Genomic DNA, 17,382 nt, shown 5'->3' on the forward strand with positions numbered 1-17,382 from the left:
GCCGTCCTAAGGACGGCTCTGTCAAAGCAATACTACTTTCTATATCACCTCATGGGTTTCAAGAAGAAGAGTTGGATTTAACGGATTCTTCGGCAAAGGCCAGAGCCGATTGAATGTCTTTGAAGAGGCATGACTCATCGGCAATGTTCTGATTCAAAAACTTCTTGATGATCATTTCATTCACACCCGAATAGAGTATTTTGACATCTTTTTTTTGAAGATTTCGGATGATGTTTTTGAGTTTATTTAAACCAGAAGCATCGACAATCGGAACGTAGCGAAATCTTAGAATCAGAATGGAATGATTTGGTTTTATTTCCTTATTGATGTTCAAAAGGTGATGGACCGAGCCGAAGAACATGGGGCCATTCAACTCATAAATGATGATATTCTCTGAGTGTTCACCCAATTCATTTGAGAAGAGTTTTCCATCTCCCGCTTTACTTGTTAGAAGGGGAGATATCTCGACTGAATCGGCCATCCTTTTCATAAAAAGTATTACGGCCATGATAAAACCGACGGGAATGGCAATGGTCAAATCAGTAAAGAGGGTAAGCAAGAAGGTCGCTAACAGGACCAGGGCTTCATATCTATTGATTCTTATTATATTTGAAAACTCCTTGAACTCTCCCATATTCCAGGAAACAACAATGAGTATTCCTGCCAGGGTAGCCAGGGGGATGAATTTTACCACAGGCATGGCCACAACATAGATGACGAGGAGTGTCAGAGCATGGACAATTCCTGCAATGGGACTCCGTCCCCCGTTTTTGATATTAGCCGCAGTTCGGGCTATGGCTCCTGTTGCGGGTATGCCACCAAAAAAAGGTGTTACCACATTGGCGATTCCCTGAGCAATCAATTCAACATTGGAGCGGTGAGATCCACCAATCATCCCATCTGCTACAACAGCAGACAGCAGGGATTCCAGAGAACCCAAAATGGCGATAGAAAGAGCGGGCGTGACCAGGGCCCCTAGAGTCTGCATATCAAATTCTGGAAGCCCCGGCTTAATCATCTGAAAAGAAATATTGCCAAAGCGGGTATAGATGGTTTCGACTGGTATCTGTGCTAGTTTGACGACCGCCGTGGTGAGAATGATGGCTGTGATAGCCGGGGGTATCTTCTTTGTCAACTTGGGCAGTCCCATAAGGATGAAGATGGTTACCAGGCCGATAGACAGAGATGCAGGATTTATCTTTCCCAGGTTCCGAAAATAATACAACCATTTTGTCAGAAAGGGTTCGGGAATTCCTGGAACATCGATCCCTAGAAAGTCTTTGATCTGGGTTGTGAAAATTATAACGGCGATCCCGCTTGTAAATCCAGTGATGAGAGTTTGGGGGATGTATTTTAGGAGAGAACCCATTTTCAGTAGACCCATAAGGATCAAAAAAATCCCGGCCATGACTGTGGCGATGAGAAGTCCCTCTATGCCGTACTGGTGGATAATCCCCGCAACAATGACAATGAAGGCCCCTGTTGGACCTCCTATTTGAACACGGCTTCCCCCCAGAAGGGAGATTATAAAACCGGCAATGATGGCGGTGATGATTCCCTTATCGGGTGAAACACCCGAGGCAATGGCAAAAGCAATGGCCAGAGGCAGGGCAATGATCCCCACCAAAATACCCGAGATGACATCCTGTCTGGCCTGTTGCGGACTGATTCCTCCCTTTAAAAGGGAAAAAAACTTTGGTGTCCATTCTTCTTTGATCATTATATAATACGCTCCACTTTGCTGTTTCACTTTGTTTTTAGATCACAGGAACTCTATATCAGATATCTGAGATAAACATAAGTACTGGAGACAATCAGAGAACAGATCATGATGATCATCCCATACTTTGTAAACTCCAAAAAACTAATTTTATAACCGCTGCGTCCAGAAAGGCCTGCGCTCACCACATTGGCTGATGCACCAATGAGTGTTCCGTTTCCTCCCAGACAGGCTCCGATGGCTAGAGACCACCAGACAGGATCGATATTGGTACCCATATCCTGGCTCAGACGCTCCACTAAGGGAATCATTGTAGCCACATAGGGAATATTGTCCAAGAAGGCGGATAAAAATCCGCTGACCCAAATGATCGATTCTGAGGTAATAAAGAGATCACCCTTGGTCAAGACAAGGTATTTTTCGGCCAGAAAGTTGATCACACCCAGATTGACAAGTCCTCCAACCATAATAAACAATCCGATGAAAAAGAATATAGTGGACCATTCTACCTCATGGAAAAACTCTTCAACATCCTCGGATCCAACAATCAACATGAGAACTGCCGCACCTCCCAGAGCTATGGTGGAGGGTTCCAGCCCGGTTATCCCATGGAGGAGAAAAAATAGGAGCACTAGAAACATGACAACCAAACTCTTGATGAGCAGAGTTTTATCCTTAATGGATGCATTTTCGTCAAAGTCCATAATACGTGCTCGTCTTTCCATACTCACATTCAGATCTTTTTTGAAGAACAGGAGGATCAAACAGGCATGCATGACCATGAGGATCAGGGCAAGAGGACCAAGGTTGACCAGAAAGTCCGTAAAACCGAGTCCGGCAGCACTGCCGATCATGATATTGGGCGGATCTCCGATGAGGGTCGCCATTCCTCCAATATTGGAAGCCAGGGCAGAACTGATAATAAAGGGGATGGGATTCAGGCCAAGTTCCACCGAAATCAGGATGATCACAGGTGTCAGGATAAGGACAGTGGTCACATTGTCCAGAAGAGCTGAAAGAACTGCTGTGATTATTGAAAAAAGGATCAGAATCTTAACAGGATCACCGTGAACAGCCTTGGCAGATTTGATGGCTATATACTGAAACAGACCAGATTTCTTGGTGATGCCCACGATAACCATCATTCCTATCAGAAGGAAGATAACATTCCAGTCAATCTCTTCATAGGCCATGTGTTCGTTGAGGATGCCCAATGCTATAAAAAGGACGGCTCCCAGGAGAGCCAGAATCGTTTTATTGATGACTTCCAGAGAAATCAGAATAAATATGAGTATAAAAAAAGATACTCCAAGAACTAATTGTATCATCTCAAGCCCTCAATACTTTTTTTAAAATGTCAGTCTCACAGACCATACCCACCAGTTTCTTGTCTTCTATTACGGGGATATGACGGACATCTTTTGTGGTTATCATCATCACGGCTTCGATGATGGACGCCTCTTTGCTGATCTTTCTACTGGGGGGACGCATGATTTCCTGAACCAGAATTCTATCTTCCTCCCGCAACAAGGCCTCAAAGGGCTCCAGAGTTTTCAGGAAGCTCACATAGCCCAGCCTTTTGACATAGTCGGGAATCCCCCGGGAGAAAAGATCTTTGATTGTTACTTCTCCAATCTGAACATTGTTTTCATCCACCACAGGGATATAACTGAGATTCTTTTGATAGAACAAGTCGGCGAGCTGAGCCAGAGTTGTCTGTTTGCTAATGGATACAGGATTGACGGTCATAATGTCTTCGATGGTGATCTCTTTTTTTATATCCATCGTATTGAGAAGGTCATGGATTTGTTGAGCCGAGAGGCCAAGAAGGGAATCCAAAAACTCCTCTTTCCCGAAGTATTTACCAAGGGAGGAGAGCATGGGGAGGTAGAGGGATGAACCAGCCTTGGATGTTAGAAAAAACATCAGGACTTTTACATCTCCCTGATCCGTTTCCAGAGTCTTTGAGGGAATCCACATGCCAATTAAAATATCCTCATATCCGTCAATACGCCCGTGTGGAATGGCTATTCCAGGAGGAATTACAGTGCCTCCCAGACGTTCTCTTTCCAGAACGATCTCCTGAATCTTCTCCATAGAAACGGGAAACTTTTCATTTTTGGCAAAGATCTCAATGAGGGCATCAACGGCTTCCATAACAGATGAGTACTTATCTCCTGTCAGGATGTATTCTTTTTGAATCAATGAACCTAATTTCATGTCAGACTTCCTCCATTTGGACTGCTTTATGCTCGAATTCTGACAGTCTGCGAGAAATGAGCTGTTGTATTCGTCTGTATTCGATGATTCCCTCTGCATGACCCTCTTTGTCTACCAGAGGAACAGATGCGATATGACTCTTTTTGAAAAAGTTATAAATTTCGGCAGCGCTTGTCTCCAGGGTGCACTTATAGACCACCTTATCCATGATATCATGAGCCAGTAAAAAGTCTGAGAATTCAGAGGATATAAAAGTATCCTTTAACTTATCAATTGAAAGGATTCCTGTTAAAATTCCTTCTTTATTGACAACGGGATAATATAAATTGTCTCTTTCTGCGAAGATCCTCAAAATGCCCTTGAGTGTTTCGTCTTCTCTGATCATCGGAATCTCTTTATCCGCCAGATCGCCGGCTTTACTCTGTAGAATCAAGTCTTCTTCGGTTACATTCAGGCCGGCTTCACCGCTCTTGGTGACTGCATATTTGACAAAGGCGGGACCGATGATCTGAACCACAAATGTGGTTGCGGTGATCACCAGAATAATTGTATCGCCAATGGGGCCCTTAAAGGTTTGTCCTGCCACAATGGAAAGTCCTATGGCGACACCTGCTTGGCTCAATAGGCAGAAGGGAAGATATTTTCTGACAGTTTTGGGAGCTTTGGAGAGGGATGAACCCAAGATGGCACCTATGGCTTTTCCGGCGATCCTACCGATGATATAGATCAGGGCAAGAATGACCGACATGAACGTTAAGCCGGTGACATCCAGTTTGGCTCCTACAAGGACAAAAAATAAAATGTATACCGGGGGAGTAAACTTCTCTACAAGGTGAAATGTTTTTTTACTCCTTTGGGGAATGTTGTTGGTCACAAAGAAACCAAGGGTCATGGAAGCCAGGATCATGTCGACCTTCAGGAGCTGGGCCGTCCCTATGATCAGGAGGATCGCACCCACTGTGAAGGCTAGAATCTTATCGTCATCCACAAATGATTTCATGGCTCTTTTGATCATTGTTCCCGCTAGAAGTCCCACCAGAATTGCGGCTCCTATTTCCCATACAAGTTCCATCAGACTGTAGCCCAGGCTGATGTCTCCCTGTCCTGTTAATAGACCTGCAACGCTGGAAGCCAGTGCAAAAAGTAGAAGGGCAAAGGCGTCATCCATGGCGACGATGCCGAGGACCATGGTTGTTAAAGGTCCTCTTGTCTTATTTTCCCACAGTACGTCTGTCGTGGCGGCCGGCGCCGTGGCAGACGAAATAGCTCCCATCAGCAAACCGAAAGAAATGGCAGTGGCTTTGTCTTCGAAAAACAACAGACCCATGCCGATCATCAGGGCGGATACGATGAAAAAGGCTCCCAGAGATTCAAGGACGAGAATTGTAGAAAATTGTTTTCCAAATTTCTTCAGCGTACTGATTCTTAGCTCCCCACCGATCATGAATCCAATGAGGCCGAGGGCAAAAAAGTTGAACGGCTGCAGGGATTCTAGGGTATTGAGGCTAATGATGTTGAATCCTGTTTTTCCCAGGATGACTCCCAGACAGATATAACCCACAACCTGGGGTATTTTCCATTTCTGAAATAGGCGCCCTACATAGGTTCCTCCAAAGAGGATAATCCCCATAAGAAATATGAGGTTTAAGTGTTCAACGGTAACGTGTTCGATTATAAAGTCTATCATCATTGTTCTGATCCAATAAAGGCTGTTTTAATTTCTTCGGGAGTTTCTGCCTCCAGAATTCTATTAATGCTGGATTCGTCTTTCAGACGGTTCACAAGGAGGGATAAAATCCTGAGATATTCCTTGTGCTGATCTGCTCCCACCAGGATCATGATAATAATCTTGACTGGCTGTTTATCCAGAGATTCATAGTCTTCAATTCCTTTAGGATTGATTCCAACTAGAATTTGAGGTTCTGTTATTCCTTCATACCGGATATGGGGAATTCCAAGGCCCTGGCCGATGCCGGTGCTCATGATCTGTTCTCTGTAGAAGATTTCTTTTTTGACGTTTTCTGTATCGCTGATGAGACCTTCAGATTCGATATACTCAAAAATCTCATGAAATGCTTCTGTTTTGGTTGTGCTTTTCAAAATGAAACATCTTTCTTTCTTAATTAAACTGTTTATGTTCATATTTTTAATCCACCTTATGGAAAAGTATTTGCGACTTCTTACTGTATTATTCTAAACAACTTTTAGGAATTTACTACGTGATTTTTCTACACAGTTATTTTTTGAGTTTAGAAAGGCTAATAGGCTGTTGATGGTGACTTCTCCTAGCAGTCTTCCATGGCTATCCACAACCGCCATTGCCTCATGGGAAGATGTGGTGAGATCCTGAAGGATTTCGGAGAGTGTATTCGTCAGACTCAAGGTCCTGAAATTTTGATCAATAAGATCTGAAAGAGAGATACTCTTTAGTTTTTCCATGAGAGATACCGTATGCTGTTCATCCAGCAGAGGCAGCATGGGGGCTATAAACTGGAGAACTGTCTTTTCGCTGAGTATTCCTTTGAGAGTATTCTGGTGGTCTACAATATAGCAGTTAGCAGTCTTTTTTTCCTTCCTGGAGAGAAAGCTGTGTAATGAGTCGCTTTCGCTCAGACAATTGAGTTTTTCCCGGCTCATCATTTCATGGATCTGTTTCTTTATCATTTCTGGAACTCCCTATTTGTTCATGCAATTTAGTCATTTAGTATCTGATATGAAATATTACAAAGAACAGAGAGGGGGAGCTCGAAGGGACTGTGAAAAAACAAGGTAAAGATCTTGTGTGAATATTGAGACTTTAGGGAGTTCTGTACTGGCAAGGAGCGGCCCATATATCTCTTTGCCCAATATAGAGAGAAGAATCGTTTGAACTCTTGTTCTCCCTTCCATTTCTTCAGTATCCTCACTGAGGAGACCAATTCCTTCTTCTCCGGGGGATTGGTCGTATCCGTTTCCGGACAGCTCAAGGCTGTCCAGGATGACACAGTTATCCTGTGTGAGGATCTCTGTGCCCGCTGTGCTTGCGAAGATAAATAAAAATAGACTTGTCAGTATGACAGCTTTTCTCATATTCCTTATATGTAGTCCCATTTGAGAAACAAGTCAATATTAATCATCAATTACTATGGAATATAAAGGAAAATAAAGGAACTTAGGGGAATTATGCTACCATTTCGCACTCCTGTGTTTCAGTTTGAAGGGTGAAGTTCTATGATTAAACTCTCTTCTGTAAACATAAGCAGGATCAGGGGAATCTCTATGAGTAGAGATGAACCGTAGCGATTAGAGCTTATTTGATTCGTGAGTTCCATATTTGAGTCCTCAAAGCGTATTTTGGGATAGGGATATTTTCTAAGATCACCTGATAAATCCAAAAGCAAACGGTATTTTGCGCCGGAGAGAAAGGCAGCTCCAAACTCATCTGTTTCTTCATCTGCTTTCCCCATACCAGGAATCCTGATCTCATACATATGATTCTTATAGACAGGAATGTATTCTATTTCATTGTCCAATGACCGGGCCATGTCTTTCATTGAGCCCGCTATGTTTAATGCAGCCCCTATCTCATATTCTGTGTCTATAGAGCTGATGGTCCCGTTGATCTCTTCAAATTGATCAAAAATATCGATTCCTTCATTCAGCAAGTCTTCATAATCTGTTTCTTCTCCTGAAAATGAGGCACCCATTTCCAAAATGGCTTTCTGGATTGTGAATTTCATTGTCATTTTGACTTGGCCTTTGTCCAGGGAAACGGACTGAAAAATATCAATACAACCGGTCATCAGGAAAGTGCAGAATAGGAGGAGCAAGGTTAATTTAATTTTCAATTTGGGTTTCCTTTATGCAAGTTACTTCATATTAGTATTAAAATTATAATATAATAATAGGTCATTCTTGAATTTCTTCTATTATTATTCTTTTGACAAATGTATGTATAAAATAGTATATTGATTAAAAACTATATAGGGAGAAAAAATGAACAATATATTGATGACTGTGTTTATCCTCATTCTGGCTTTCTTTGGCTTCCAGTATTTTATGGTCTTCAAGATGAAACTCAAAAAAGGAAAATCTGCCCCAGAATTATCAGGTCCCTATGGAAAAGCCATAAAGAATAAAAAAACCGCTCTCTTCTATTTTTATAGCCCCTCCTGTGGTGCCTGCAAAAGCATGACTCCCATAGTTTCAGGGTATACGAAAAACAATTCCCGTTGTTTCAAGGTAGACATCAGCAAGGATATGGAAACTGCCCGTGCTTTCGGTGTGATGGGGACTCCTTCTACTGTTCTCGTTGAAGATGGAATTATAAAAGAATTTATAGTAGGGCCTAAACCGGCTAGTGAGTTCACCCAACTTTTAGAGCAAACTAGGGGCTGAGCCTTTTTTTTCAACCTGGGACATGTTTTCCTAAACCATAGGGTCTGTTTGTGTACCAGGTGGAAAGTCATTCGATCAGATGCTTGTTGTATCCCTCTTGGATGAGATATTTGTAAGCTGACATGACAGTTTCTGGAATCTGCTGGGAAATCTGAAATCCTCTTGCAGGGTATTCGATGATTCTCTGCATGTCGCCGACCATGAGGTGTATCATCTCCTCTCTGCTTATCTCCTCGTTGGGATAATCCTCCAGTGAGAGAGGAGGAGAGGTGACCAGCAGTTCTTTCTCCGGCCAGTTTACTTGTAATGTTGCCAAGGCACGCCGTTCCATATAGGGCTTCTGCACAGCCAGAATTTTGTCAAAAAGGATATGTCTCTCATTGAGTAGCTTTTCAGTGAAGCGGATATTCTCAGCAGTATTGCTTGCCCTGCATTCCAATATCATCTTTTCACGGGGAACCCCTGCCTCTGCCGCTACCTTTGCGAAAGTTTCTGCTTCACTCAGAGGCCAACCCGTTTCAAGAAGATCGCCCTGATGGGCATGTCCTCCTGAGAAGACGATCCAGGGAGCCAGTCCTTTTAAGAAAAGGGAGGCTCCATACTCTGCTACCCTCAGGTCATGACTTCCTAGGACAAATATAATGTCAGATTTTTGAGGGCTCAGGTTTAATTGGTGGTAGTTCCACAGCAGTCTGACTGCTTTTTCTAAGGACATTTATTCTTCAAACCTGCCTTGGTTCGCAGTTTTTCCTGTACAACTGTAATTCATGCATCCTACCTTGTTTCATTTAGTTTCGGACTAATCCTCATGAAAGAGTATAAATCGCCATAGCAACCCTAGGGGTAGAATACCCTATTCAGGGGTTCTATATCCACATTATGATTTCAGAATCCTTACAGAGGATTGTAGAGATCTCATTTTCTTGGTTCTTTGTAGAAAAAAACTCTTTACATCTGTGGTTTGTGGGACTACAATCTTTATTGTACTATAGAGCTAGTACAATGGAGCATTGAGACAATGGCTTTGAAAGAAGTGGCAATCAGAAAACTGGACTTTACTTTAGACCCTAAAAGCGGGGTGCCTTACTACAAACAGATCATCATGCAGGTGGAGCTGGCTATTATTGACGGTCGTCTTGAAAAGGGAGAGCAGCTACCAACAGTTCGGGCTTTGGCTGTGGATTTGAGAATCAATCCAAATACAGTGGGCCGAGCCTATAACGAGATGGAAATCAGGGGTATTGTCACAACCCAGCAGGGAATGGGGACTTTTGTAAGTAATAAGAAAATCAAAATGGATGATCTTGAACGGGAAAGGATTTTGGCCCAAATCGTTAGATCTTTTATTATCAAAGCCGGTTCCTACGGTTTTGCTGTGGCTGACATTGTAGAGTATCTGCAGCAGATGAACGGTAAGATGGCGAACCCTTCAAATGAGGAAGGGGAGGAGACATAAATGAATATTTTTCAACAAAAACTGGAACGTGTTAAAAATCAGGGAAAGCCTATTCTTAAGAGAGACTACAGTTATAATGCTTTTTCTTTTCTTATCCTGGGAGGCTTTCTTGCCTTGGGGACCCTGGGACAGTTTCTCTGGGGGGCTGAATTTGACTTGGAAAATATAGTTCAATATTCAGCAGGCATTCTGTTTGGAGGAATTGTACTGATTCTGTTTCCTCTGTGGGTGATGAATCTCCTCATAATCATAGCCTCATGGATGTATTTACCATTGGAATTGTCCACAGCTTACTATCCTCTGGCTCTTTTTTCATCTGTAGGAATTTTGCTTTCAGCCTCCATTGAACTGATCTACCATTGGGACAAGGTGGTTGTCCTCAGGATGGGCCGATTCCGTTCTGTTCATGGGCCGGGAATTTTTATTCTTTTACCCTTAATTGACCGGGTGGCAGCCTGCGTGGATACAAGAATCCGGGTTACCGATTTCAGTGCGGAGAGGGCCATCACGAAAGATACGGTTCCCGTGCATGTGGATGCCCTGTGCTTCTGGATGGTATGGGATGCCAAGCAGGCTATCTTGGAGGTCGAAAACTTTGAGGAGGCTATCAGTCTCTCATCTCAAACGGCCTTAAGAGATGCTATCGGCCGCAATGACCTTTCCACTTTGTTGTCCGGACGGGAGCAGCTGGGGCATGAAATCCAACAGGTTCTGGATGCCAAAACCAACCCCTGGGGGGTGTCGATCATGTCCATTGAGTTCACCGATGTCATCATCCCCAGAGAACTGGAAGATGCCATGAGCAAGAAGGCACAGGCTGAACGGGAAAAACAGTCCAGGATCATCCTAAGTGAAGCGGAGAAAGAGGTGGCAAAACAGTTCCGCCAAGCGTCTGAGATTTATGGGGATAATCAGGATGCCCTTCAACTGAGAGCCATGAATATGGTTTACGAGGGAATCCGTCATAAGAGTTCTTTGATGGTGCTGCCTTCATCGGCTCTGGACAGCATGAATCTCGGCACTACCATGGGGATGGCTTCCATGCATCAAAAGAATGTCAAAGAGAGTGAAGGAACACAGGAATGATCGAAATTCAAGGTGTGAAAAAGACATACAAGGCTGGTGATACAACTGTGAGAGCCCTCAGGGGAGTCGATCTCGCCATTGATAAGGGAGACTTTCTATCCATTGCCGGACCTTCGGGTTCCGGGAAAACAACCTTGCTTAACCTCATAGGATGTATCGATAATGTGGATGAAGGGTCCATTTCAATCGATGGTCTGGAGGTCTCAACACTTCCCAAGAATGAGAGAACCAGCTTCCGAAGAGAATCTTTAGGCTTTATTTTTCAAAGCTATAATCTGATTCCCGTGTTGACTGCCTATGAAAATGTGGCTTTTTCTCTGCAGCTCCTCGGTTTGAAAGAATCGGAAGTCAAGGAACGAACCATGAAGATTTTGAAAGAAGTGGGGCTGGAAGGAATGGAAAGCAGAAGACCTTCCAGACTTTCAGGGGGACAGCAGCAGAGGGTTGCTGTTGCCAGGGCTCTGGTGAAGAATCCCCTCATCGTCTTGGCTGATGAACCGACGGCAAATCTGGATTCACACACAGGAGAGGAAATCCTGAAGTTAATGAAGACCATGAATGAAAAACACGGCACCACTTTTATCTTCTCTACCCATGACAATATGGTCATGGAATATGCTCAACGGCTTGTTGAAATCCATGACGGAGAGATCGTTTCAGACGAGAGGAGAGGATGATGATCTTCTTACCCCGCATGGCCCTTAAAAATCTATTCCGATACGGTCGCCGAACCCTGATTACGTCTACGGCCATTGCCATTGGTATTATGGCCTTTATCATTGTCGACTCTCTGCTCAAGGGAATCAATGATGACTCGGAAAGGAATTTGATCTGGTATGAAACGGGATCGGCCGCGTTTTTTAATCCCGAATACTGGGGAGATAAGGATTACCTCCCCCTGGACCGTCCTGTGAAAGAGTCTCAGTCTCTCATAGAAAATTTGAGGAGCAGGAATATTGAGGCATCTCCCCGCATCGATTTCGGGGGAGATCTTATTCTGTATAAAGATCCCTTCCCCGAAGACGGGAATCTGCAGGTCCATCTCACCGCCATCGATGTGGACCACGACAGCGATGTCTTTAAAATCAAAAGCAATGTGGCCCGGGGCAGGTATCTGGAAGCAGGAGAAGATGGGCTTTTGATGGGGCAGTGGCTGGCCAAAGATCTAGGAGCAGAAGTGGGCTATGATGTCACCGTTGTGACCAGAACCTCCGGGGGATATTTTCAAACTCTGGATCTGACCATTGTGGGAATCCTGGAGAGTGATAATCCCGTTGTAAATCGGTATGGCATGTATCTTCCTCTGGATACGGCACGGTATGCCCTGGATATGGAGGACATGGCCACGGGAATTTATATTTCATTGCCCCGTGGATCGGCTGAAACAAAAACCCTGGCTGAACTGGCTCCTTTGGCAGAGGAGCTGGATCTGTCACTATTGGACTGGAGGGTCATGGGTGCCGATTTTATTTCCCTGGCAGAAACAAAAGAATCAGGCAGTTCCATTATTCTGTTTCTTGTTTTTTTGATTGCCGCAGTGGGTATTTCCAATACTCTCCTCATGTCAATTTTTGAGAGAGTTCGTGAACTGGGAATGATGAGGGCTTTGGGCATGAAAGACGGGTCCATCAGAGCCCTCTTTCTTATGGAGGCCGCTGGTATCGGTCTTCTGGGTTCTTTTGGAGGAGTCGCTCTGGGAGGACTCATAAATATCCCCTTGGTCAACAAGGGGATCGATTATTCACAAATCATGGAGCAGGGGGATATGGGGTACCGAATTTCTGGGATCATGTATGGAACATGGGACTTTTCTACTTTTGTGACAGCCTTTTTTATAGGAATTTTCATGGCAGTCCTTGTTGCCTGGCTGCCCACTAGACGGGCCCTCAAACTGGAAATTCCCGATTGTCTCAGATTTTAATAGGATCTGTGACTGATGATTTTTAAATCCTTGTCCCATTGTTCCTTAGGTTCCTGTAGAATCTGAGAGGAAGGAGATTTTATGAAGCTGGGATCTTTAGCGTTCCGCAATATATTCCGTAATTTCAGAAGAAGCCTGTTGTCTGCCACAGCCATAGCGGTGGCGTCGATGAGCATTGTTTTGCTCTACTCTCTCTTGGGGGGGATGGAGCAGGATATGAAGTACAATCTGCAAACCTACAGTACGGGAGCCATCCGCATCCGAAATCTGGAGTTTACAAAATATGAGCGTCTTAATCCTATGCATCTAACTGTGGAAAATCCTGAGACTCTGGGTCAGACGCTCTATAAGATCAATGGTGTCTCGGCCATAAGCCCCCGCATCGGATTTCCTGCCCGGATCTACAAAGGAGACGCCACATTCAATGCCATGGGGCTGGGGGTCAACTTTGAAACCGAGGGGAATTTTCAGGATCTTGGTGACGCTGTTGTTCAAACAGGCCGTCTCCCCAGAGAGGGGCAGAATGAAGCTCTACTGGGATATAAATTAGCACAGGAGATTGGCGTAACTGTGGGTGATAAGCTGACTATTCTGTCTACCACCGCAGTCCGGGGGACCAATGCCATCACACTGACTATTAGCGGTGTGGCTGTGTTTCCCTTTCCGGCCTTGAATGAGAAGACATTTTATGCCCCCTTGGATCGAGTCCAATATTTTCTGAAGATGCCCAATCAGGTTCAGGAAATATTAATCAAGACAAATGAAGCTGCTTCAGCTTCCCAAATCGCCGAAATCATGAGGGGATGGCCTGGAATGAGCGCCGAGCTTGAAATTATGGATTGGAAGTCTATAGACAGCAGTTATTCCATGATAGAAATGGCTTCTACCGTCTACGGGATCATGGCTTTGTTCTTTTTCCTCCTGGGGTCCACTGTTATCCTCAATACGACCATTATGATTATTTATGAACGGATGAAAGAGATTGGTACTCTGGGTGCCATGGGAATGTCGGGGAGGCAGCTGGTGACTCTCTTCTTTCTGGAGTCTCTGTATATTTCCATCATTGCTTCTTTTTTAGGAGTCGCTTTGGGGATGATCATTACAGTTATTCTGCAAAAGACGGGTATCGATCTGACCGCTTCCATGGAAGGGGTAGACATAGACATTTCTTCCGTACTCTATCCGCAGCTGAGTCTAAAATCTACGGTTTTAGTTTTCTTTTATTCCGTCATTGTCGCATCTATCACATCGCTTATACCCTCAAGACGGGTCCGCCGGATCGAACCGGTAGAAGCCTTGAGGTCTGTTTAACAGGAGGTCCATCATGTTACCGCTTTATAAAAAACATACAGTCGTCCTGATTCTGGGTACATTATTGCTGATTCCCAGGATTCTTAGTGCTCAATCTGCGGAATCGATCATACAAAAAATGGATGAATTGCAGAGTTTTGATTCGTTAAAGAGTACAGGATCACTCATCACAAAGGATCGATTTGGAACCAAGACCGTTACCTTTATCAGTTGGTCCGAAGGGAGTGATTCTTCTCTCATCGAGTTTACAAGTGCCGCTGAAGCGGGACAGAAAATATTGAGGACATCCGAAGAGCTTTTTCTCTACTTTCCTGATGCGGAAGAGGTCATCCGTCTCCAGGGAGCGGCCCTCCGTCAATCCATGATGGGGTCGGACATCTCCTATGAGGATATGACCGATGGGAAGGATACGCTCGATAAGTATGAGGTTGAACTATTGGGTGAGGAGCTGGTGGAGGGACAGAACTGTTATGTCATCGAGATGACTGCTAAGAGCAGAAGAGTACCCTATCCAAAGCAGACCGTATGGGTTCTCAAGGAAAGCTTTATTCCTCAAAAAGTTGAGTATTTTTCGAAGTCGGGTAAGCTTTTGAAGGAGATGCGAGTCCTCGAAGTGATGGACATGGACGATAAAATGATTATTTCCAGGATGGTCCTGGAAGATAAACTAAAGAAAAACTCCAGTACGGAGATGATTTTGGAAACAATTGAAGTTGATGTTTCACTGCCGTCAAATTTCTTCTCCCTGGATCAGCTCTCCTGGTAGGATTCTTCTCCAGGATTAATAAGGAGTATTATTATGCGAAAAAAAATTGTTCCGGTTCTGATTCGTCTCCTATTCCTTCCCATGCTGTCCCTGTCAGCCGAGAGTCAGATTCTATCGGATATGGAGTTGTTCAATAGCGTATACAGGGGGAGTGATGACTGGTATTACGCCGGTTCCGGGAATGCGTCTGTAACCATCCGTTCTCCCAGGGACCCCCATGTTTTGGGTCAGACGGAACTCGAGTTTTACCCTGTAGATATCAAGAATACCGCATCCACCGGGATGACAACCCTCTATGTTAAAAAAGCCTATATCAGAACAAGGATGCCCGGTTTCAAGCTGACCATGGGGAAAACCAGGCTGGCTTGGGGACAGGGCTCTGTTTTTAATGCAGGAGATGTCATTTTTGCCAGCCTGAATCCGGTTCTGGATCTTTCCCAGTCCGAGCTCCGTTCCGATACAGCCTGGCTCACATCGGTGAATATACCTCTGGGAAATTTTTCATTTATAGAAGCCGTGGCCCTTCCTCCTGCCCTGGATGCAGAAACCGGTAGCATCGGAGGATTGAACCGGTCTTCCATTGGTGGTCGGGGATACTTTCTAGCCAAGGGGATCAAATTCGAGGGGGGATATCTCTATAAGGGAGAGACCAAGGGGACGGGAGACAGATTGGGACATCATCCCTACATCAGCCTGCAGGGGAATTGGGGACCCGACTGGTATCTAGCCAGCTCTCTGGCTGTACCGACAGAAGCCCAAAAGGAGAATGATGCGATTTCTGACAATTGGAAAGAGAGTTGGATAATTTCCTTTGGTTTGTATCATAAACAAGAAATCAACAGAAACCACACGATCGACTTCAGGTTGGAAACTCTCTGGTTCCCCTACCAAAACTGGGAAGACAGAGAGCAAAGAGATACCATTTACGGTGTCTACTTTTACCCCGAAATCCTCTGGGCAAGTTCCAGTAGTACGTTTTTCAGTCTCCAATCAGTCCTCTCGCCTTTGGATGCTTCATCCATGATCACAGGCGGGGCTGGGTGGAATATCTATCAGGGATTGACTCTGTTGGCATACTGTACATTTTATCTGGGAAATGAAACATCCACATTTTCTTGGGACAGGAAAGATCTCTGGGAGGCCGATAGAGATGGGATACAGGGATTTTCAATGATGACAGGGCTCCGATATAGTTTTTAAAAAAAGCGGGAGTTCTTAGCTGAACTCCCGCCTGGAGATGCCTCCTGATTGATAATGGTTTTTTTTACTCGTTTTAACCTATTTTAGAACGGCCTGAATGAGATTTTCGATGGATCTGATTTTTGACATGACAGCCTCATCGGGTTTGTCGTCCAGTTTCAAGGTACAGACGGCTGCTCTGCCGCCGGAAAAAATAGAATTTTCCATCTCTTCAATGTTGATACTGGCACTTCTTAGAACTCCAAGAACGGAGGCCAGAACACCTACCTTATTATAATGGCGCACAACCAGGTTGAAATGAGCCTGACTCTTCTCCTGACTATTTACCTGATGAAGAGGTTTTCCACTATCTCTATAGGCCTCTACAATTCTGACTACTTCGGATGCGATGGCTTCGGATGCCTGATCTGTGGAGGCACCGATATGGTGAGTTCCCGTGATCATTGCGGCTAGATCCGCATCCTTGAAATCTTTCTCTGTGGCTCCCGGTTCATTTTCATAGACATCCAGTCCGGCTTTGATTCCCTTGGATTTAATGGCCTCTTTCAGAGCAGCAGTGTCAACAACTTCTCCTCTGGATGTGTTCACTAAGATGGCTCCATTTTTCATGGAATCAAAAACTTTCTTACCTATGAGATGAGTTGTGTCTTTGCCTGCCGCCAGATGTATGGATAGAACGTCCGCTATGGAGGCCGCTTTTTCTATGGAAGAACAGTAAACCACGCCCCATTCCTTGGCTTTTTCCTCGGTCAGGCTGCGGGACCATGCTGCGACTCTCATGCCGAGAGCCTTGCCTATCTCCGCTGTGGCCCGGCCAATGGATCCCATACCAATGATGGTCAGTGTTCTTCCTTTTAATCCCGAAGCACTTCCATAGAGCTTTTTATTCCACACGCCCTGTCTCAGATCCATTGTTCCGTCTGCAATTCTTCTATCTGCGGCAATAATCAGACCAATGGCCAGTTCTGCCACGGCATCCGCATTCTTTCCGGGACAGTTGGCAACATGAATCCCCCTGGAAGAGGCTTCTTCCAGATCAATGGTGTTTACTCCAGCTCCGGCGCGAATGATAAGAGAGAGATTCTCGCCTCTCTTGATGGTGTCAGCGCTTACTTTTGTAGATCTGACTATCAGAATCTCTGCATCAGAAACGGCATCGGGTAAATCCTTTGCAGTCAGTCCCGGTTCAAATCGAATACTGGCCCCTAGGGCCTTCAGATCCGTCAAGGCGGAATCTGATAATTTATCGGCTATTAGTACATTCATGGAACTAGAATAATCCCGATTTTATCAGAAGTAAAGTTATTAATTGATCAATTGGTCAA

The 17,382-nt window shown here is 44.6% G+C and carries 18 protein-coding genes; 8 read left to right on the forward strand and 10 right to left on the reverse strand.

The annotated features are described in order from the left end of the window. Window positions 1-58 precede the first annotated feature (58 nt). The 8 genes from EXM22_RS02285 to EXM22_RS02320 all read right to left on the reverse strand — a co-directional run bounded on the left by EXM22_RS02285 (window position 59) and on the right by EXM22_RS02320 (window position 7,767). Window positions 59-1,720, reverse strand: coding sequence for a SulP family inorganic anion transporter (locus EXM22_RS02285; protein ID WP_149484959.1), 1,662 nt, complete (start codon window positions 1,718-1,720; stop codon window positions 59-61). 53 nt (window positions 1,721-1,773) lie between these two features. Further along, window positions 1,774-3,048: an ArsB/NhaD family transporter gene (locus EXM22_RS02290; protein ID WP_149484960.1), complete on the reverse strand. Its 1,275-nt coding sequence runs from the start codon at window positions 3,046-3,048 to the stop codon at window positions 1,774-1,776. Window position 3,049: 1 nt separating this feature from the next. Further along, entirely contained in the window at window positions 3,050-3,940 is an 891-nt protein-coding gene (locus tag EXM22_RS02295) for a CBS domain-containing protein (RefSeq protein ID WP_168203304.1), read from the reverse strand. Window position 3,941: 1 nt separating this feature from the next. Continuing rightward, complete coding sequence (locus EXM22_RS02300; RefSeq protein ID WP_149484962.1) at window positions 3,942-5,630, reverse strand: cation:proton antiporter domain-containing protein; 1,689 nt, start codon at window positions 5,628-5,630, stop codon at window positions 3,942-3,944. Continuing rightward, a complete protein-coding gene (locus EXM22_RS02305) occupies window positions 5,627-6,082 on the reverse strand; it encodes a PTS sugar transporter subunit IIA (protein ID WP_149484963.1) in 456 nt (151 codons plus the stop codon). Before EXM22_RS02305 ends, EXM22_RS02300 begins: the two co-directional genes overlap by 4 nt. Before the next feature lie 51 nt (window positions 6,083-6,133). Beyond that, a complete protein-coding gene (locus tag EXM22_RS02310) occupies window positions 6,134-6,604 on the reverse strand; it encodes a CBS domain-containing protein (RefSeq protein ID WP_149484964.1) in 471 nt (156 codons plus the stop codon). Window positions 6,605-6,661: 57 nt separating this feature from the next. Continuing rightward, window positions 6,662-7,009 (reverse strand): hypothetical protein, encoded by a 348-nt coding sequence (locus EXM22_RS02315; protein ID WP_149484965.1) that lies wholly within the window; start codon window positions 7,007-7,009, stop codon window positions 6,662-6,664. 119 nt (window positions 7,010-7,128) lie between these two features. Next, complete coding sequence (locus tag EXM22_RS02320) at window positions 7,129-7,767, reverse strand: hypothetical protein (protein WP_149484966.1); 639 nt, start codon at window positions 7,765-7,767, stop codon at window positions 7,129-7,131. Between the two features lie 148 nt (window positions 7,768-7,915). On the opposite strand from EXM22_RS02320, the gene EXM22_RS02325 reads away from it, so the two are divergent. After that, a complete protein-coding gene (locus EXM22_RS02325) occupies window positions 7,916-8,317 on the forward strand; it encodes a thioredoxin family protein (protein ID WP_149484967.1) in 402 nt (133 codons plus the stop codon). Window positions 8,318-8,384: 67 nt separating this feature from the next. Here the strand turns inward: EXM22_RS02325 and EXM22_RS02330 are convergent, their stop codons facing one another. Continuing rightward, entirely contained in the window at window positions 8,385-9,032 is a 648-nt protein-coding gene (locus EXM22_RS02330; protein WP_149484968.1) for a YdcF family protein, read from the reverse strand. A gap of 303 nt (window positions 9,033-9,335) precedes the next feature. Here EXM22_RS02330 and EXM22_RS02335 point away from each other — a divergent pair, with 303 nt between their 5' ends. From EXM22_RS02335 to EXM22_RS02365, 7 genes are all read left to right on the forward strand, one after another. Beyond that, the gene (locus EXM22_RS02335; RefSeq protein WP_149484969.1) at window positions 9,336-9,773 is read left to right on the forward strand and encodes a GntR family transcriptional regulator; all 438 of its coding nucleotides are present in this window, start codon (window positions 9,336-9,338) and stop codon (window positions 9,771-9,773) included. Continuing rightward, entirely contained in the window at window positions 9,774-10,859 is a 1,086-nt protein-coding gene (locus EXM22_RS02340) for a slipin family protein (protein ID WP_149484970.1), read from the forward strand. It abuts the gene before it with no gap. Further along, window positions 10,856-11,536, forward strand: coding sequence for an ABC transporter ATP-binding protein (locus EXM22_RS02345; protein WP_149484971.1), 681 nt, complete (start codon window positions 10,856-10,858; stop codon window positions 11,534-11,536). The genes EXM22_RS02340 and EXM22_RS02345 overlap by 4 nt, the downstream gene beginning before the upstream one ends. Continuing rightward, complete coding sequence (locus EXM22_RS02350; protein WP_246157063.1) at window positions 11,533-12,780, forward strand: ABC transporter permease; 1,248 nt, start codon at window positions 11,533-11,535, stop codon at window positions 12,778-12,780. The genes EXM22_RS02345 and EXM22_RS02350 overlap by 4 nt, the downstream gene beginning before the upstream one ends. 81 nt (window positions 12,781-12,861) lie before the next feature. Next, entirely contained in the window at window positions 12,862-14,091 is a 1,230-nt protein-coding gene (locus EXM22_RS02355; protein ID WP_149484972.1) for an ABC transporter permease, read from the forward strand. Between the two features lie 13 nt (window positions 14,092-14,104). After that, complete coding sequence (locus tag EXM22_RS02360; RefSeq protein WP_149484973.1) at window positions 14,105-14,857, forward strand: outer membrane lipoprotein-sorting protein; 753 nt, start codon at window positions 14,105-14,107, stop codon at window positions 14,855-14,857. A gap of 33 nt (window positions 14,858-14,890) precedes the next feature. Continuing rightward, entirely contained in the window at window positions 14,891-16,057 is a 1,167-nt protein-coding gene (locus EXM22_RS02365; protein WP_149484974.1) for a hypothetical protein, read from the forward strand. A gap of 78 nt (window positions 16,058-16,135) precedes the next feature. On the opposite strand, the gene EXM22_RS02370 is transcribed toward EXM22_RS02365, so the two are convergent. Continuing rightward, window positions 16,136-17,323, reverse strand: a complete 1,188-nt coding sequence (locus EXM22_RS02370; protein ID WP_149484975.1) for an NAD(P)-dependent oxidoreductase — start codon at window positions 17,321-17,323, stop codon at window positions 16,136-16,138. Window positions 17,324-17,382: the final 59 nt, after the last annotated feature.

Source organism: Oceanispirochaeta crateris (assembly GCF_008329965.1).
Taxonomy (GTDB): Bacteria; Spirochaetota; Spirochaetia; order DSM-2461; family DSM-2461; genus Oceanispirochaeta; species Oceanispirochaeta crateris.